At 56.5% G+C, this 17,090-nt stretch carries 13 protein-coding genes; 9 read left to right on the top strand and 4 right to left on the bottom strand.

Annotated elements, in window-relative coordinates; all coding sequences use genetic code 11:
• Positions 1-26 precede the first annotated feature (26 nt).
• Genes EDB94_RS19340 through EDB94_RS19320 form a run of 5 tightly spaced genes read left to right on the top strand, consistent with a single transcriptional unit; the run spans position 27 to position 6,582 of the window.
• On the top strand, positions 27-488 hold the full coding sequence (locus EDB94_RS19340; protein ID WP_108019279.1) for a type II secretion system protein: 462 nt from the start codon (positions 27-29) through the stop codon (positions 486-488).
• A complete protein-coding gene (locus tag EDB94_RS19335) occupies positions 485-973 on the top strand; it encodes a prepilin-type N-terminal cleavage/methylation domain-containing protein (protein ID WP_108019278.1) in 489 nt (162 codons plus the stop codon). The genes EDB94_RS19340 and EDB94_RS19335 overlap by 4 nt, the downstream gene beginning before the upstream one ends.
• Positions 973-1,758 carry a type II secretion system protein J gene (locus tag EDB94_RS19330; RefSeq protein WP_108019277.1) on the top strand — a complete coding sequence of 262 codons (786 nt, stop codon included), beginning with the start codon at positions 973-975 and terminating at the stop codon, positions 1,756-1,758. The genes EDB94_RS19335 and EDB94_RS19330 overlap by 1 nt, the downstream gene beginning before the upstream one ends.
• A complete protein-coding gene (locus EDB94_RS19325) occupies positions 1,748-2,161 on the top strand; it encodes a hypothetical protein (RefSeq protein WP_108019276.1) in 414 nt (137 codons plus the stop codon). Before EDB94_RS19330 ends, EDB94_RS19325 begins: the two co-directional genes overlap by 11 nt.
• A complete protein-coding gene (locus tag EDB94_RS19320; protein WP_108019275.1) occupies positions 2,158-6,582 on the top strand; it encodes a DUF2341 domain-containing protein in 4,425 nt (1,474 codons plus the stop codon). The genes EDB94_RS19325 and EDB94_RS19320 overlap by 4 nt, the downstream gene beginning before the upstream one ends.
• Before the next feature lie 61 nt (positions 6,583-6,643).
• Here the strand turns inward: EDB94_RS19320 and ntrC are convergent, their stop codons facing one another.
• From ntrC to glnA, 4 genes are all read right to left on the bottom strand, one after another.
• A complete protein-coding gene (ntrC, locus tag EDB94_RS19315; RefSeq protein WP_008170898.1) occupies positions 6,644-8,071 on the bottom strand; it encodes a nitrogen regulation protein NR(I) in 1,428 nt (475 codons plus the stop codon).
• Positions 8,068-9,162, bottom strand: coding sequence for a nitrogen regulation protein NR(II) (gene glnL / locus EDB94_RS19310; RefSeq protein ID WP_108019296.1), 1,095 nt, complete (start codon positions 9,160-9,162; stop codon positions 8,068-8,070). The genes ntrC and glnL overlap by 4 nt, the downstream gene beginning before the upstream one ends.
• Before the next feature lie 254 nt (positions 9,163-9,416).
• A complete protein-coding gene (locus EDB94_RS19305; RefSeq protein ID WP_008170896.1) occupies positions 9,417-9,941 on the bottom strand; it encodes a DUF4124 domain-containing protein in 525 nt (174 codons plus the stop codon).
• 173 nt (positions 9,942-10,114) lie between these two features.
• Entirely contained in the window at positions 10,115-11,518 is a 1,404-nt protein-coding gene (gene glnA / locus EDB94_RS19300) for a glutamate--ammonia ligase (RefSeq protein ID WP_108019274.1), read from the bottom strand.
• Between the two features lie 560 nt (positions 11,519-12,078).
• On the opposite strand from glnA, the gene typA reads away from it, so the two are divergent.
• From typA to EDB94_RS19280, 4 genes are all read left to right on the top strand, one after another.
• Complete coding sequence (gene typA, locus EDB94_RS19295) at positions 12,079-13,890, top strand: translational GTPase TypA (protein WP_062786592.1); 1,812 nt, start codon at positions 12,079-12,081, stop codon at positions 13,888-13,890.
• A 112-nt stretch (positions 13,891-14,002) separates the two neighbouring features.
• Complete coding sequence (gene pip / locus EDB94_RS19290) at positions 14,003-14,965, top strand: prolyl aminopeptidase (RefSeq protein WP_014575991.1); 963 nt, start codon at positions 14,003-14,005, stop codon at positions 14,963-14,965.
• 92 nt (positions 14,966-15,057) lie between these two features.
• Positions 15,058-15,516 (top strand): D-aminoacyl-tRNA deacylase, encoded by a 459-nt coding sequence (dtd, locus tag EDB94_RS19285; protein WP_108019273.1) that lies wholly within the window; start codon positions 15,058-15,060, stop codon positions 15,514-15,516.
• Between the two features lie 488 nt (positions 15,517-16,004).
• Entirely contained in the window at positions 16,005-17,012 is a 1,008-nt protein-coding gene (locus tag EDB94_RS19280) for a porin (protein ID WP_014575993.1), read from the top strand.
• Positions 17,013-17,090 lie beyond the last annotated feature (78 nt).

Raw genomic sequence — 17,090 nt, 5'->3', positions numbered from 1 at the left:
TAATTTCCGGGAGTTTTGGAGGGGCTATGAGAAGAAAAAGTGCCCCGAATGAATCGGGCTTCACTCTGGTAGAACTGGTAACGGTCCTCATCCTGATCGGAGTCCTCTCCGCTCTGGGCGTTGGCCTGTTCGCCAGCCGCTCGGCCTTCTCCCCCTTGCTGGCCACCCAGCAACTTGCCTCCGCCACGCTGCTTGCCCAGCAGGCAGCGCTGGCGGGGAATCCCGCCAACACCCTGACCATCGAGCAGGGTGGGGATACTTTTCGATTCATTGTGGGGGCTGGTTCCGGCAATGCGCGTACCTTCGAAATAGCCCGGGAAGGCACCAGTCTGTCAGCTCCGGGCGGGTTGCCATTGACTCTGACCTTCGACAACAAAGGGGCGCCTTCAGCCGGCACCAACCTGCAATTTACCTTTTCAGGTGACAGTACCTTCCAGACCTGCCTCAGCTCTCTGGGTGCAGTATATGCCGGGAGTTGCCAGTCATGAGGTCTACCCAAACTGGCGCAACCCTGGTGGAGCTGGTGATCACGATCGTGATTATCAGTGTGGCCATTGCCGGCGTTGTCGGTGCGTTTTCGCTGATCGCAGGTCGAAGTGCGGACCCGTTGAATCAGACCCGCGCTGTAAAGCTTGCTCAGCTCTACATGGATGAGATTCTTACCCAGAAATACGATGATCAAACGCCCCAGGGCGGGTTCCCCAAGTTTTCGGGGCCCTGTTCAATTGGCCCAGACGGTGAAGGACGAACGACGTTTGACGATGTCGATGACTATGACGGTCTCAGCGGGGCACCGTCGACAGCCACCGGATCCGCGTTGACTGGCTATTCCGGTTTCGCCATTTCGATCGCTGTTACCTGCGCCGGAACGGAAGTTGGCTTGCCCGCGGAAGAAGCCAAACGGATTGATCTCGATATTACCGCCCCCGGTAACCAGACCTTTTCATTCACCGCATACCGGGCCAACTTCTGATGCATCGGTATCGCGGTTTTACCCTCGTTGAACTTGTCATTGTGATCGTCTTGCTGGCCATCGTCGCCACGATTTCGGTCCGCTTTGTCAGTCTGTCCACGCAGGGTGCACTGGATGTCAGCTCCCGGCAACAGCGTTCCCTGGCGGGTGTGGTGATCAGCGAGCAGATAAGTCGCGAGGTTCGGGAGGCACTGCCAACATCAATCAGAACCAATCCAAGTGGCAACTGCCTTGAGTGGATGCCAATCCTGGCCGCCTCCAACTATCTCGATCTTCCCCGGGGTGCAAATCCGGATTCATTTCAGGCTGTGCCACTGCCAGGCGGCGCATCCGCCTCTGGACGAGTGGTGGTGTATGGCTATGGCTCAGACGTTTACAGCCCGGGCAGTCCCGGTCCGATCTCGCCACCGGCGACGATGCCCTCCGGTGCTTCGCCAGTGACCGTTACCTTCGATTCAGGGGCAACACACCGTTTTTCGGCGCAGTCGCCGGAGCGCCGATTTTATATTGTGGGCGAGCCGGTTTCTGTGTGTCAGGTAGGGGTGTATCTATATCGATACCGGAACTACGGCATCAACACCTCACCCGCATCGGGCCTGCCGTCGAGCTATCCGGATCGGGAAGTCATGGCCACGACACTGGCCAACAACTCGCTGAATTTCCAGGTAACACCGCCAAGCCTGCAGCGAGGCGCGGTGGTTTCGTTCGGCTTTGTGCTGGCGGATCCGGATTCCGGTGAGACTACCGATATCAGCCAGGAGGTTCAGATTCGCAATGTACCCTGAACCTCGTAATCTGGTTAATCAGGGCGGCGCAGGTCTGCCCGTTGCGTTATTCATTATCACCGTCCTGGCTCTCCTGGTGATTGGCATGGCTCAACTGCAGCAGGCCAGCGGTGACTCTGTCAGCCTGCAGATTCAGTCCCAGAGGGCGTTCTATGCAGCTGAGAGTGGCGCGCAGGTGGCCGTGAGGGATGTGCTTGAGGCGGGTAATTGCAGCGCTTTGACAACGCCTTTGTCCTTCTCCGCATCAGCGCTCAGCGGTTGCAGCGCTGCGCTGACCTGTGAATCCGTTACAGAAAACATCAGTGGCCCCGGTGGTGACACGGTTTTTTCGATCGCCAGTACGGGGCAGTGTGGCAGCGGACCTGATCGGGCTGTCCGGACAATCGAGGTGCGTGTCAGATGAAGTGGACCAGAACCAACCGCCCGATATCCGGTTTGCTATCTGTACTGGTTTTAATGGCCTGGGCCGGATTTTCTGAGGCCGCATGGTTTGATCCTGACTGGAACTACCGCAAGGCGATCCAGATCCAGGCCAGCCAGGTGGTGGGTGATCAGTCAGATTTCACCGTTATGTTCAGGGCAATAGACTCAGATCTGGCCAGCTCCGCACAAGCAGACGGCGATGACATTGTTTTCGCCCTTGAGGATGGAACCCAGCTTGACCATGAGCTGGAGCGCTATGATGGAAATACCGGTGAGCTGGTGGCGTGGATCCGGATTCCAACCCTGCCAGCATCCGCCAATTCCAGTCTCTACCTTTATTACGGCAACCCATCGGCGGGAAACCAGGAGAGTCCGGCAGGCACCTGGGACAACGACTTTCAGATGGTTCACCACCTGGAAGAGTCAGGGGACCGGCAAACCACGTTGGAAGATTCGACCGCCAACCTGAATAATGGAGATCTGCTAGGGCAGGGCAACAACTACCCGACGTATCTCAACAATGGCATTGTCGCCGGTGCAAGAGCGCATCCGGGGCAGTTCGCTAACGGACAATCTGAAGATCCGGCGGTGCGATTTTTCGATTTCGGTGACCCGGGGCTGACAACGAGCTTCACTGCCGAAGCCTGGGCAAGGATATCCGGCAACCAGTCAGGAAGCGATCATCACCCGATTCTCTGGAAAGGCAATGTTATTGGCTGGGGAGCCAACTACTTTTTTCGAATTGCCGTCAGGCAGAACAACGGCATCACCTGGGGGGTAACCTGCGGCAACACGGAGGCATGGTTCGATGGCGGCAGTGCCAGTTCCGGGTGGGCCCACTACGCCATCAGTTTCGACGGCACCACTACCCGTGCTTACATTAACGGGCAACAGGTTGCATCCGATAATGACTGTGCAGGTAGAACGCTCAACATAACCGCACAGCCCTTCAGATCTGGCCATGGCATCGTGCAGGGCAATGGTGAAACCATCTTGAATGGTGACGTTGATGAAGTCCGCATCTCTTCCCGTGCCCGCTCTGGTGGCTGGCTGAGAACCCACTACAACAACCTCTCTGATCCCGCGGCCTTCTTCGTAATTGGTAATGAGGAAACCGGCGGGTTCTGCAGCACATTGACGGCGCTTTTCTGCGACGATTTCGAACGCAATTCGCTTGGGCCGGATTGGTCTGTTGTGACAGCGTCCGGCGGCGATGCCGGTATCAGTTCGCAAACCAGCAAGAGCCCCACGCGTTCTCTTTATACCTCAAGCGGCTTCGCCGGGGTCACACTTGCGCCTCTTGATCTTTCAGGGCTGACATCGGGCACCGTTGCCTACTGGTGGAGGCGAGGCGATGATGCGTTCAGTGAAGACCCTGATGGCGGGGAAGACCTTCGAGTCGAGTACCTTGATGACGCAGGCAACTGGGATCTGATTGATCGATACCCCGGTAACGGGACCAACGGTGAATCCGGCGACGTCGTCTTCACACTGCCGCCCGATGCATTTCACGGTGATTTCCAGATGCGGTTCGTTCAGGAATCGGGCAATAGTGGTAACTTCGATTTCTGGCACATCGATGATGTTGTGATTGACGGCAACTCCTCTCCACTGACTTGCGCAGGCGACACCTTTGGTACGGCCACCCTGTCACCGGATGACTGGATCACCAATGTTTCAAGCGGCAGCTTTACACCAGGTATTGTAAACGGCCGCCTCCGTATGACAGAGGCCTCAGGGAACCAGGCGACAGCGGCAACGTTCCAGAACCTGATTCCGGGAGCGGACAACTATGTGAGACTTGAGTTCGACTATTTTGCATACGGTGGCAATGGTGCTGATGGTCTGACAGTTGTGCTTTCGGATGCCTCGGTTACCCCTCAGCCTGGCAGTTTCGGGGGCTCCCTTGGATACGCACAGCGCAACAACGGCGATCCCGGTTTCGCGGGCGGTTGGCTCGGGATTGGTCTGGACGAATTCGGCAACTTTTCCAACGCTACTGAAGGGCGCGTTGGCGGTACCGGATTTGTTCGGGACGCCGTCGCCATCCGTGGTGCCGCCCAGAGCAACTACCAATACCTCGGGGGAACCGGCTCACTGAACCCGGGGATCGACCAGCCTGGAAACAATCCGACGCCCCACCGCTACCGAATTATTGTGGACTCAAGAGGGGGGATCGGTCCGATTGTCTCCGTCGAGAGGGATGTTTCCGGAGCAGGCAACAACTTCCAACAACTTGTTCAACTGGACCTGAGCAGTTTTCCGAATCAACCGGCGACTCCTCAGAATTTCTATCTCTCGTTGACTGGCTCAACGGGTGGTTCGACCAACATCCACGAGCTCGACAATTTACAGCTTTGCGCAGAAAAGCTGAATCCAGTCGGGAAGTTGGTTGATCACTTCGAGTTTGTGCATGATGGCACAGCACTGACCTGTCAGCCGGAAACAGTAACGGTCAGGGCCTGTGAAAATGCCGATTGCAGTGTGCTTTTCACCGACCCGGTGGACGTGACATTGAGCCCTTCGGGATGGGTTGGTGGTGACAGTTTTGCATTCAGTGGCGGCCAGGCTAGCCGCCAACTGCAGATCACGACGGCGGGAACGGCGAGGCTGGCCATTGCATCCTCAAGTCCTTCAACGAAGGCCTTTACCCAGACGCTCTGTGATAATGGAGGCGGCAGCGTTTCCGCCGCCGCTTGCGATCTCCCTTTCCTTGATGCGGGGCTGGCCTTCGATATACCAGACCTGATTTCTCACCAACCAGCGACCTCAATCCAGATAAGCGCCGTGCGCCGGGATAACCAGACTGGCGCCTGCGTTCCGGCTTTTGAAAATGTGCAGCGGGAGGTGAATTTCTGGTCGACCTATGTTGATCCGGGATCGACCGGTCGCCCCGAGAGCCGTCCGGTGTTCGTTGACAATACGGCGGTTGGCGCCGGCCAGTCGAACGCCACGCCGATCAGCCTTCAGTTCGGTGCCGGCGGTATTGCAGAGGTGGATATTCTCTACCCCGATGCAGGCCTGATAAATCTCGACGCCCTCTATCTCGGTTCAGCAGCAACCAACGATGACGGTTTGCAAATGCCGGGAGCTGACAGTTTTGTCAGTGTTCCAGCTGGCTTCTGTGTGACATCGGCGGGTGATTGTCCGGCCGGAGACTCGACCTGTCCTGCATTCAGGAAAGCCGGACAGTCGTTTGATCTCTCGATTACCGCTGTAGGCTGGGAGCAGAATGGTGATGGTGACCTGTGCCAGGGTAATCCGGTCACGCCGAACTTCCGATTACTCGATATCCCGTTGTCCACTACGCTGGTTCAACCAGATGGCGGGGCATCCGGCTCCGTTTCGCCGGTCAGCTATTCCCATACAAGGTCTTCATCGGCGGAAGAAATTGTGGGAGCTGAGGTCTCGGAGGTCGGTGTTTTCCGTTTTGAGGCTTCTCCCCTGCCAGGAAGCTATCTGGGGCGAGATGTTCCCAGTGGGAGTAGTCTGCCGATCGGACGCTTTTATCCTGATCGTTTTCAGGTATCCGTCGACCCCGGCGAGTTTGAAGCGCAGTGCTCGACCGGCTCTCCTTTTGCTTACACCGGAGAAGCCTTTGACTGGCTGGTCACGCCGTCGTTGACCATTGAGCCGCTGTCTGTGCAGGGAACTCGCACCCTGAACTACACATTCACTGGCTTTCAGAAGCTTGTGGCATCTGATATCAACCGCTTGTATCCAAGCTCCGACTCTGCAGCCGTCGACAGGGTTGGCGCTTTTATGGCGCTCTCTCCAACCGAGTTTGGCGGCAGCCTCACAGCTCCGGTGTCTTCTCTGGGCTCGGGATTGATGCGTTATGATTTCTCTGCGTCTGACAGCTTCGCGTATAACAAAACTACCGATGCCCAGATTGCGCCATTCGCTCCCCAGCTTGAATTTTCTGTGACCAGCCTGGTTGACTCCGATGGTGTCGCGGCCGCCGCTGCTCCCTACTCGTTCACGCCGGTGGCCGCGTTCGATATCCGTTATGGCCGGTTCTCCCTGGAAAATGTCTACGGTCCTGAAAACATTGGATCGCTCCCAATGCCGTTCAGACTTGAATACTGGGACGGATCCCGTTTCATGACCCACATGGATGATAGCTGCACAACCTGGAATACGGCTGATTTGACCAATTCGGCAAACCATCATTCGCTCAGTGCCGGTGCGCCTCCGAGTGACACCTTCTCAATGGGCGAGGCTCCGCCGCTGGAACTCGTGCCGAACGGAACCCGTGGAACCGATTCGTTGGTCTGGAATGTTGATGCCTGGTTGGAGTTTGATTGGAATGATGATGGCACTCTCGAAGATCCGGTTGGGCTGGCAACCTTCGGCGTCTATCGGGGCCACGACAGAGTGATCTACTGGCAGGAACGATAAAAAAGGGCAGGACCTGAGTCCTGCCCCAAAACATCAACGAACCCCGGCGGCTCGCCAATCGTCAGTCGTCTTCGTGTTCCGGATGATCCATCCCCAGTTCGTTGATCTTCCGGGTCAGCGTATTCCGTCCCCAGCCCAGCAGTATTGACGCATCACGGCGTCTGCCGCCGGTGTGCTTCAGGGCAGTCTCGATCATTATTTTCTCGAACTCGGGCACGGCCGTATCGAGAATGCCTTTCTTGCCCCGCTTGAGTTCCTGTTCGGCCCAGTTTTTCAGGCCCTCTTGCCAGGTTGTGCCGGTGGTTGGAGCCTCTGCCTGGTGCAGCAATTCCGGGGGCAGGTCATCGATATGGATCTCGCGACCGCTGGCCATGACGGTCAGCCAGCGGCAGGTGTTCTCCAGCTGGCGGACGTTGCCCGGCCAGGGCAGGGTGGTCAGGTATTCTTCCGCTTCTTCACGCAGGATCTTCGGCTCTACGGCCAGCTCTTTTGCGGCCCGTTTCAGGAAGTGCTGCATCAGGCGGGGGATGTCTTCCCTCCGCTCGGCCAGCTTGGGCAGATGCACGCGAATAACGTTCAGGCGGTGGAAGAGGTCTTCACGGAAGGTGCCCGCCTGGACCAGCTTTTCCAGATCCTGGTGCGTTGCCGCGATGATGCGCACATCCACCTTTATCGGGGTGGTGCCACCGACGCGGTAGAACTCGCCATCGGCCAGAACCCGCAATAGTCGGGTCTGGGTGTCCGCGGGCATGTCGCCGATTTCATCGAGGAAAAGGGTGCCGCCGTTCGCCTGTTCAAAACGACCCTGGCGGGCGGCGCCGGCACCGGTAAAGGCACCTTTTTCGTGGCCAAACAGTTCGGATTCAATCAGATCTTTGGGGATGGCGGCCATGTTCAGGGCAATGAACGGGTGGTTGGCCCTGGGGCTGTGGTTATGCAGTGCCTGGGCCACCAGCTCCTTGCCTGTGCCGCTCTCGCCGTTGATCAGCACGGTAATATTGGAGTGGGACAGCCTGCCAATGGCGCGGAAAACTTCCTGCATGGCCGGTGCTTCACCAATAATTTCGGCGTTTCGCTGGGCCATCTCGGCCTGAGGCTCACCACTGGCCCGCTTCTCGTGGCTATGGGCCACAGCGCGTTTGACCAGCGCCACGGCGTCATCCACATCGAAGGGCTTGGGAAGGTATTCAAACGCGCCGGTCTGGTAGCTGGTTACCGCACTCTCGAGGTCCGAGTGGGCGGTCATTATGATCACGGGCACGTCCGGGTGAACGTCCACAATCTGGGAAAGCAGGGTGATGCCGTCAACGCCGGGCATGCGGATATCGCTGACGATGGCATCCGGCTGTTCGTGCTCCAGCCGCATCATGATGCTTTCACCACTGTCAAAAACTCGGGGCTGCATACCGGCCTGGTTAAGGGCGCGCTCCAGCACCCAGCGAATACTGCGGTCGTCGTCTATGATCCAGACGTTCGCCGGTTGGCTCATGGGGTGTCCTCCAGAGGCAGGAAGATGATGAAGTCGGTTCGGCCTGGTTCGCTTTCGCATTCAACCAGTCCGCGGTGTTGACCGATGATGCTCTGGGTGATGGAGAGCCCCAGACCGGTGCCACTGGCACGGCCACTGATCATCGGATAGAAAATGTTCTGCACCAGCTCCGGCGGAATTCCGGGTCCGTTGTCGATCACGTCGACCCGACACACCAGTTTGTGGCGGCGGTTGCCAATGGTGAACTGACGCAGGGTGCGGGTGCGGAAGGTAATGGTCGGAGGCTCTTCAGAGCTGTGACCGCCCTGGTTTTCAAAAGCCGCCTCCATGGCGTTCCGGGCAATATTCAGGAACGCCTGAATGAGTTGTTCCTTGTCGCCCTTGAACTCGGGAATGCTGGGGTCGTAATCCCGTTCGAAATTCAGTCGCCCTTTGCTTTCCGCCTCGAGCAGGGTGCCCACTCTTTCCAGGATTTCATGGATGTTGGTCGGCGCCAGCTTCAGTGCCTTGTTGGGGCCCAGCATCCGGTCAACAAGGCTTCTGAGGCGGTCCGCCTCGTCAATGATGACCCGCGTGTATTCCCGCTGGTCTTCACCGCTGAGTTCCCGGTCAAGCAGCTGGGCTGCGCCCCGGATGCCGCCCAGCGGATTCTTGATCTCGTGGGCCATGCCCCGCACCAGGATACGGGTGGTCTCCTGCTGGGAGATGATGTCTTCCTCACGGCTGATTCGCATCAGCCTGTCCCTGGGCTGGATTTCGATCAGCAATTCCGTCGGCTCCAGGCTAATAGGCGTTACGGAATAATCCACCGTAAGCCGTGAACCGCTCGTGAGCAGAAACTCAGCTTCTCTACGAGTGTAGGATTGCCCATTCCGAACGGCGGCGAAAAGGGTTTTCAGGGCGTCTTCGGATTCGACCAGAATATCCTGGAAAGGTTGGCCCTGGCTGCGGGTCATGCTGGTTTCAAACAGGCTTTCTGCGGCCGGGTTGAGGTACTGGATAGCCAGGCTATCCTCGAGCACCAGAACAGCCGTGGTGAGGCTGTCGAGAATGCTCTTGTATCCCGTTGGATGGGCCGAGGGCAGTGCCATGCGTGAATCCCGTTGGTTCGACATAAAGTGACTTCCGGAGTTTTGCAAAAAGCGAACCACTTTGAGCCAGGTTCACAAATGAGTGGGCAAAGTGCGGGCAGAGGGGCTTATTGGCGCTGAAAAGTGCCGTAAGCTGGTGCAAATCGGGAGCATGCCTCTGAACAGCCCGGTATATTCGCCCCGTTGCTGATCAGAGTATGGCTTTTTTATGGTGCGCGCGCACCACAATAGTGCGCGCAGCCGGGGTGGCAGGGTCAGTTCAAAGCGGAAGGGCGGTGAACAGTAAATGTGATTGGAGAACCGGTTTTCACCTGAACCCCGTTTTCATCCACGATGTGTGCGCGAGCTTCATGGGTTCCACGGAACACGTTGTTGACGGTAATTGAGCCGGAGGAGCTCTGACCGACAGGCTGGCCGTCGAGGGTCACCTCGTATTTGTGGCCTGGCTGCAGGCCAGGGGTGCTGCGAACCTCGAACTGAACATCGCCGCTGCCGCTGTGGAACGCCTGGTTGTTATCCGGATAGGCGAAAGAAACGCTTTCGTAGGCAGCGCCTTCCCGCTGAACTTCTTCCCGGAGTTTGTCGGTTTCCTGGACCACCTCTGGCTTGGGCAGGGTGATTGTGGTGACCGGCTTGACCTCTACCGTTTCAGAGCCTTCGCTGGGCTCGTCAGAGTAGGTCACGTTGCCGTAGGAATCGACATTGCGGTAAACCTCGGCAAAGACCGGAGTTACCAGAAAAAACAGAAGGCCGGCACACAATCCAGACTTTGGATTCATAAGCTCACCTGTTATTGGGTTTCCCCGATTATCGGCGGGGCCCGGGGCGTTTTCAACGCCTGTCGCCCGGATGTTGGTTACATATCGTTAAGGGCTGCAGGCACTGTGCTTTCGCTCACAAAAAAGCCCCGCACGGGGCGGGGCTTGTCTGCTGGACCTCTGGGAAGAGGTTATTAGCAGGAGTAGTACAGATCGAACTCGATCGGGTGGGTCGTCATGTTCAGCTTCTCGACTTCACCACGCTTCAGGCCAACGTAGCCTGCGATCATGTCTTCGGTGAATACGCCGCCGCGAGTCAGGAACTCATGGTCTGCTTCCAGGCAGTCCAGAGCTTCGGACAGAGTCTCGGCAACCGTCGGGATGCTCAGGGCCTCTTCCTTCGGCAGGTCGTACAGATCCTTGTCCATGGCGTCGCCAGGGTGGATCTTGTTCTGGATGCCGTCCAGGCCGGCCATCATCAGTGCTGCGAAGGCCAGGTACGGGTTGGCAGACGGGTCAGGGAAGCGAACTTCGATACGACGCGCCTTCGGGCTGTTCACGTACGGGATCCGGATAGACGCTGAGCGGTTACGGGCAGAGTAGGCCAGCATAACCGGCGCTTCGAAGCCCGGAACCAGCCGCTTGTATGAGTTGGTGGAGCTGTTGGTGAAGGCGTTGATGGCCTTGGCGTGCTTGATAACACCACCAATGTAGTACAGAGCGGTTTCGCTCAGGCCGGCATAGCTGTCGCCAGCGAACAGGTTCTTGCCGTCTTTGCTCAGAGACATGTGAACGTGCATACCGGAACCGTTGTCACCGACAACCGGCTTGGGCATAAAGGTCGCTGTCTTGCCATAGGCATGCGCTACGTTGTGTACGCAGTACTTGAGGATCTGAACTTCGTCAGCCTTTTTGGTCAGCGTGTTGGCGCCAACACCGATTTCACACTGGCCGGCGGTGCCGACTTCGTGGTGGTGTACTTCGATGTCCAGGCCCATGGATTCCATGGCGGCACACATGGCGCCACGCAGGTCGTGCAGGCTATCAACCGGGGGAACCGGGAAGTAGCCGCCTTTCACGCCCGGGCGGTGACCGATGTTGTTGCGGTCGAAATCTTCGCCGGAAACCCAGGCAGCTTCTTCAGAGTGGATGTGGTACATCGCGCCCTGCATGTCTACGTTCCATTTTACGGAGTCAAACACGAAGAATTCCGGCTCCGGGCCGAACAGGGCGCCGTCGGCGATGCCGGTGGACTTGAGGTATTCTTCTGCACGACGGGCAACAGAGCGCGGGTCACGCTCGTAACCCTGCATGGTAGAAGGCTCTACGATGTTGCAGGTGATGTTCACGGTGGTTTCTTCGGTGAACGGATCGAGTACAGAGGTCTCGTCGTCCGGCATCAGAATCATGTCGGATTCGTTGATGCCTTTCCAGCCCGCGATGGAGGAGCCGTCAAACATTTTGCCGTCTGCGAAAAAGTCTTCATCTACTTCGGTGGCAGGCAGTGTTACGTGCTGCTCTTTACCGCGGCTGTCAGTGAAGCGCAGGTCAACCCATTTGACTTCGTGTTCTTTGATCAAATCAACTGTCTTGGACATTGTGCATGCTCCGTAAGTTATACCGCACAGGCGGCTGTATTCATGTTCGTGGCGCCGGATCGCCCGGGCTAACGGGTTCCGATCTGTTTCTCAGGTTCGCGCAGCTTAGCAAATGCTGTTGCGTCTTACCTGTAAATTTCGGCTGATTTCGATAAAGCAAGGCGCTTGCCAATTTTTAGGGCATGCTCCAGAACAGCGCAACTGCAAGGGTTTGGGGCATATTGGGAGGAAAATGCTCGCCCTATGGCGAAAACCTGCACTCAAATGGTGCACCTTGTTGGTGCGTTTATTGGGTTTTTGCCCTGATCAGGTGCATCCGTTCCGAATATAGAATAGGCGTTTTTCTTCATATTAACGACACCGACTTTTCGCTATACTGCGCGCCGCTTCATTTTTTACCCTGTCATTTCCTGATCATGGATCGGAAAGCACCATGCAGGGTGCCGGGCAGCCAGCTCCGGTGAATGAGTTCATTTTACGGATTTGAGACGGCATGTGCTGGGATTCCCCCTGCGATCGACCTTCTCAGGTCATTGAGTGCATGCCGCAGGAATATTTTTGTGATTGAAAAACTTCGTAATATCGCCATCATCGCCCACGTTGACCATGGTAAGACTACCCTCGTAGACCAGCTCTTGCGCCAATCCGGCACCCTGGATCGGAAGGAGCTCGATAGCGAGCGGGTCATGGATTCCAACGATCAGGAAAAGGAACGGGGCATTACCATTCTGGCGAAAAACACCGCCCTGAAATGGAATGGCTACGACATTAACATTGTCGACACCCCGGGCCACGCTGATTTTGGTGGTGAAGTTGAGCGTGTCATGAGTATGGTGGACTGTGTGCTGCTGGTGGTCGACTCCATCGACGGCCCCATGCCTCAGACCCGTTTCGTTACCCAGAAAGCATTTGCCGCGGGGCTTCGCCCGATTGTGGTGGTAAACAAGATTGACCGCCCGGGTGCGCGCCCGGATTGGGTGGTGGATCAGGTGTTCGACCTGTTCGACAACCTCGGTGCCACCGATGAGCAGCTGGACTTTCCGATTGTGTTTGCCAGTGCGTTGAACGGCATTGCCGGAATGGATCACGAGAATCTGGATGACAACATGGATGCCGTGTTCCAGGCGATCGTTGATCACGTACCTGCTCCGAATGTTGATCCGGACGGCCCGTTCCAGATGCAGATCTCCCAGTTGGACTACAACAGCTTTCTGGGTGTCATCGGCATTGGCCGCATCATGCGCGGCAAGGTGAAGACCAATTCGCCGGTGACCGCCATCGGCGCCAACGGCAAGAAGCGTAACGGTCGTATTCTGAAGATTATGGGCCACTCCGGTCTTCAGCGTGTTGAAGTCGACGAAGCCCAGGCTGGCGATATTGTCTGTGTCAGCGGCATGGACGAGCTGTTCATCTCCGACACCCTCTGTGACCAGGCCAACGTTGAAGCGCTTCCGCCGCTGACCGTGGATCAGCCGACAGTATCCATGACGTTCCAGGTGAACGATTCGCCCTTCGCCGGAAAGGAAGGCAAATACGTTACCAGCCGGAATATCAAGGAACGTCTGGAAAAGGAGTTGCTGCATAACGTTGCGCTGCGCGTTGAAGAAGGCGATTCGGCTGACAAGTTCAAGGTGTCCGGTCGTGGGGAGCTGCACCTGTCAGTGCTGATCGAAAACATGCGCCGCGAGAATTTCGAGCTGGCCGTAGGGCGGCCTGAAGTTGTGATCCGCGAGATTGACGGTGTCAAGCAGGAGCCGTACGAGAGCGTCATCGTTGATATTGAGGAGCAGCACCAGGGGCCGATCATGGAGCAGATGGGCTTGCGCCGGGGCGATCTGACCAATATGGTGCCGGATGGAAAGGGGCGTATGCGTCTTGAGTACACCATTCCCGCCCGAGGCCTCATCGGTTTCCGGAACACTTTCCTGACCATGACCTCGGGTACTGGCATCCTGACCTCTACCTTCAGCCATTACGGCCCGATCAAGGTGGGCGATGTCACCAGCCGCCAGAACGGTGTCATCGTGTCTATGGCCACAGGTACCGCACTGACCTACTCGCTGGAAACCCTGCAGAGCCGGGGCAAGCTCTTCCTCGATCCGGGGCAGGAAATCTATGAGGGGCAGTTGTGTGGCATCCACAGCCGTGACAACGACCTGGTGGTTAACCCCACCAAGGGCAAAAAGCTGGATAACATGCGTGCCTCTGGCAAGGATGAAGTGATCGGGCTCGTGCCGCCGATCAAATTTACACTCGAGCAGGCGCTTGAGTTTATCGATGACGACGAGCTGGTTGAGGTAACCCCGAAGTCCATCCGGCTGCGCAAGAAGCTTCTGACCGAAAACGAGCGCAAGCGCGCCAACAAGAAGTAATCCCCCGGCTCTTATCGAGCATGGGTAACAAGGGCTGGATGAATGTTTCATCTGGCCCTTTTTTTGTGGTGTTAAGCTAAACTCCGGTTAAATCCTTCACGCGGAGCGTTTCATGCTCACCCTCTACCCGGAAATCAAGCCCAATGCCCAGCATCGCATAGCCGTTGATCCTCCCCATGAACTCTACGTTGAGGAAAGCGGGAACCCGGACGGGATACCTGTTCTGGTGGTCCACGGCGGCCCCGGTGGCGGCTGTGAAGACTACCACCGGCGCTTTTTCGACGCCGAGAGATTCCGGATCATTCTGATGGATCAGCGCGGTGCCGGGCGGTCCAGCCCCCTGGCAGAGCTCGAAGGCAACAGCACGGACAAGCTGGTTGAAGACATGGAAGTGGTGCGTTCGTTTCTCGGTATCGACAAGTGGCTTCTGTTTGGTGGCAGTTGGGGATCGACTCTCAGCCTGGTATACGCCCAGGCCCATCCGGAAAGGGTGTCGGGACTGGTTCTTCGTGGGATTTTTCTCTGTCGGCCGCGGGATATTCACTGGTTTTATCAGGAGGGGGCGAGCCGGGTGTTTCCGGATTACTGGTCTGACTTCGAGGCGCAGATTCCGGAAGCCGAACGGGCTAACATGGTTTCGGCCTACTATCGCAAGCTCACCAGTTCCAACGAGCTGGAGCAGATCCAGGCGGCCAAGGCCTGGTCGGTCTGGGAGGGCAGGTGTGCGACGCTGCACCCGAACCCCAGGGTGGTTGAGCACTTTGGCCATCCCCACGTGGCCATCGCCCTGGCCCGCATTGAATGCCACTATTTCATGAATTCCGCTTTTCTCGAGCCGGACCAGATCATCCGCGATGCAGGCCGCCTGGTGGACATCCCGGGGATTATTATTCACGGACGGTACGATATGGTCTGCCCGTTGGATAATGCCCTGGCGCTCAGTGAAGCCTGGCCCGAGGCAGAGTTCCAGATTATTCGGGATGCGGGCCACTCCGCTTCCGAGCCCGCCATTGTCGATGCTCTGATTCGGGGTGTTGAGTCGGTTGTGGCGAAAACTGATAAAAGTGCCGGTTGAATCCCGTTTTCAGGGTTGCGGCCCGTAACCGCCATGGATACACTCTTGCTCGATCTTAATGTTTGCCTGTTCAATCGTCCCCAAGGCAGTTGATGAAAGGATTGATCCAGCGAGTGTCGCAAGCCAGTGTTGCCGTGGACGGTGAGCAGATAGCCTCGATTGGCCCTGGCGTTCTGTTGTTGCTGGGCGTTGAAAAGAAAGATGGAGAGCGCGAGGCAAGGGAACTCTGCCGAAAAATCCTCACTTACCGTGTGTTTCCCGATGACGCAGGCCGGATGAATCGCAGCCTGTCGGATATCGGTGGTTCCCTCCTTGTTGTTCCACAGTTTACGTTGGCGGCAGATACGTCATCCGGGTCCAGGCCGGGCTTTTCGCTTGCTGCTGAACCGGATCTTGCCATCAAGCTGTACCAATCGTTTCTGACGGCTGCGCGATCACAGCTAGGGCCGGACAAGGTGTGTGAGGGCAAGTTTGGCGCGGACATGAAGGTTGGTCTGATCAATGACGGCCCTGTCACGTTCCTGCTTGAGAGCAGAAAAAAGCGTGCGTAAGTACTTGCACTAGTATTGTGCGAAGGCCGTCATGCGGGCCTTTTATGGTGCAGAATTAGAGTGCGAGTCCTTTTCAGGTTTGAGCGCGGATAATCTAACGTTATGTTTATAAAGCGTTAATGTGAATCTGGCCTCGGATTTGAAACGCAACTGTAACGCAGCTCATGAGTGCGAATTAGCATAAATACTTGCTTTTCTGCTGCCAAAAGAGCTAAAAATGCACCGCAGTTAATTTGCAAAATGAGAATTATTGTATTAAAACAGTTTCATCATTCAGAGCTTTAAGAAAGTTCTGTAAGTGTTTGAGCTGTATAGATCTGGAATTCTCCGGATTTATTCGAAAAAGAAGAAAAGTTACTTCTCTGTCATCAAACTGACATGGGGGTAATGCAGAATCGGCCTCATCCAGCCTGACTGGTGAAGCCTTACAAAATCGGGATAAGAACCCGTCGCTAAAACCTGAGTTAACTCAAAAAGGAAGACGCAACATGAAAAAAACGCTCATCGCATCTGCTATTGCAGCCGCCACCTTCTCTGGCAGTGTTTTCGCACAGTCTGAAATGTCTGCTTCCGAACTGGCCGCCAAGATGGATTCCATGCCGTCTGTATACGGTAACATCCAGTACGTTCTGACCCACACAAACGTTGATGGCGCCGGCTCTACTGTTGAGCACGCTGATAACGGCTCTACCCTGGGCGTGAAGCACGACCATGAAATTGCACCGGGCATCACCGGCTTCTTCAAGCTTGAGCTCGAAGGCATCAACGCCGATGATAAATCAAGCAGCAACGGCATCGACGCCCTGGACGAAGCGTACATCGGTGTTAAGGGCGACAGCTTTGGTCAGGTTTGGGTTGGTTCTGACGACTCCGTATACGAGAGCGCCATCGTTAAGATCGGTAACTTCCACGAAGTTGGCTCCGACATCTTTGGTAACTACTCCACTGGTGAAGGCGATCTGGTCCAGTACATGTCCCCGTCTTTCGGCGGTCTGACTGTTGCTGCCGCTGTTCAGGTTAACGGCGACAACGACACCAAGGGTGGTGCAGACAAGTCCTATCCTTACCAGTTGGTTGCGACTTACGCTGTAGACGCTCTTGAAGTGTCTTTTGGTATGGACTCTAACGACGGCGGCGCTGCAGCCGACAACAACGAAAACAGCTACGGTCTGACTGCAACCTACAGCGCTGGCGACTTCAGCGTTATCGGTGAATACCAGACTCGTAAAGACGTGAACGACATCGTTGGCGTGATGGGTGTTTACACCATGGGCGCTAACCAGTTCGCTCTGTCTTACCAGATGCTGGACGACGATGCCTCTGGCGACAAGAAAGACACCGTTATCCTGCAGGCTCTGCACAACGTGTCTGACCACATGTATGTTTACTTCGAAGGCTACCTGTCTGGTGCCGACGCAGCTAACGAGTACAGCCTGGAAGGCGCGTCCGGCGACGAGCAGTCCATCGCAGCTCTCGGTGCTGTTTACTACTTCTGATCAGCCAATCGGCTAATCCTGTAGTATGAAAACCGGCGACCCTTGGGTCGCCGGTTTTTGCATTTATGAATTGCGAAA

Source organism: Marinobacter sp. 3-2 (genome assembly GCF_003751355.1).
GTDB classification, from domain to species: Bacteria; Pseudomonadota; Gammaproteobacteria; order Pseudomonadales; family Oleiphilaceae; genus Marinobacter; species Marinobacter adhaerens.
The sequence above is the reverse complement of the archived record's forward strand: the minus strand, read 5'-3'. Positions and strand labels throughout refer to the sequence as shown.